This is a genomic window from Marichromatium bheemlicum (assembly GCF_012276755.1).
Classification (GTDB): Bacteria; Pseudomonadota; Gammaproteobacteria; order Chromatiales; family Chromatiaceae; genus Marichromatium; species Marichromatium bheemlicum.
The window spans coordinates 1-1,654 of record NZ_JAAXKX010000043.1; the positions used below are offsets into that span (position 1 = coordinate 1).

General features: G+C 63.2%; 1 protein-coding gene and 1 pseudogene. Both read left to right on the top strand.

Annotated features, from left to right (window positions below; translation table 11 throughout):
• Positions 1-243: pseudogene (locus HF203_RS16015) on the top strand (tetratricopeptide repeat protein); the annotation flags it as partial.
• Positions 224-1,654, top strand: a 1,431-nt coding sequence (locus tag HF203_RS16020) for a tetratricopeptide repeat protein (RefSeq protein WP_168671085.1), incomplete at its 3' end; no start/stop codon positions are given. The pseudogene HF203_RS16015 and the gene HF203_RS16020, both read left to right, overlap by 20 nt.

The window sequence follows — 1,654 nt, forward strand, 5'->3', positions numbered from 1 at the left end:
CGGATCGGGGCGATGATCCTCTCGGGGCTGGGTCGGGAGGAGTGGATCGCCACGGACGAGGCCGACTACGTCGAGCGCGTGGTCGCGCTGGCCTCGGACCCCGGGGCGCTGGCGACGATCCGCGCCGGGTTGCGCGCACAGATGGAGGCCAGCCCCTGGCGTGACGAGCAGGGGCAGGTGGCACGGATCGAGGCCGCCTACCGGGCGATGTGGGAGCATTGGTGTGAGCCAGAACGAGGATAAGCGGTTGCTGCTCCAAGCGGCCGCAGCACATCACCGTGCCGGCCGTCTGGACGTGGCCGAGTCCGTCTATCGCGCCGTGCTTGCGCTCGATCCCGCCGCCGCCGAGGCGCAGGAGGCGCTCGGTCGCTTGCATGAAGCACGGGGGAGAGAGGGGCGGCAGCGGTCTTCGGGACAGGCCGAGACCTGTCGTGCGGCGGCGCCTGCCGCCACGACCGTCGGGCATGCCCCTGTGCTGGCTGCATTGCACGCCGGGCGCTTGGAGGAGGCCGAGCGGTACGCGCGCGCGCTGAGCGGTGACGATGCCTTCGGGTTGAAGGTGTTGGGCGCCTTGTTGGCCCGCCGCGGTGAGGTGCACGAGGCGCGCACGGTACTCGAGCGCGCACGGCGACTCACGCCAGATGATCCGGAGCTACTGAATAATCTGGGACATGTCTGTCAGCGGCTCGGATTGATCGAGGACGCCGTCGCGCACTACCGACAGGCCCTCGGGATCGCCCCGGATCGTGCCGAGGTCTGGAACAATCTGGCGATGAGCCTACGTGAGCAAGGGGCCTTGGATGCGGCCCTGGAGTGCTGTGACCGGGCAGTCGCGCTCACCCCGGACTATGCCCGGGCTCACGATAACCGCGGCCTGCTGCTGCGTGAACTTGGACGTCCCGAGGCGGCCTTGCGCGCCCATGAGCGCGCCCTCGAACTCCAACCAGGGTTCGTCGAGGCGTTGAGCAATCAGGGGCTGGCGCTCAAGGCGCTGGGGCGGGTCGATGCGGCGTTGGTGAGCCAGCGCGAGGCGGTGCGGCTGCGGCCCGATGATGCAGATTTGTTGTTGAACCTTGGTCTCGTGCTAAACGAGTTAGGCCTCTATCGAGAGGCTCTCGGGTGTTTCGATCAACTCGTAGAGTTGGCTCCTTTAATGGTAGATGCCCACGGAAATCGTGGCTTGGTGCTGAAAGGGTTGGGGAGACTCGAGGAGGCAGAACGCAGTTATCGTTGCGCTCTGATGTACGATAAAAAAAACACTAAAGTGCTAAATAATTTAGGGATTTTGCTTCATGAGACAGGGCGGTTAAATGAAGCGTTGTGTTGTCTGGAGCAGGCTCTAGCAATCGACGAACAGGATGCGAACGCACACAATAATCGCGCGAATGTATTCATGGGCTTGGGGCGGCTGGATGAAGCGCATGCTGGTTTTGAGCGTGCTGCTGAGTTTGATCCGGCTCTCGTGCAAGCGGCATCCAACCTGCTTTTTACCTTCAACTATCATCCTGACCTCTCGGCGAAGTCGGTTTTTATGGCCTATCGTGACTATGATCGCCGTCATGGTGATCCAGTACGGGCGCATTGGCGCGCCCACGACAACGATTGCGATCTGAACCGCCGCTTGCGCCTCGGCTACATCTCACCAGACTTCCGT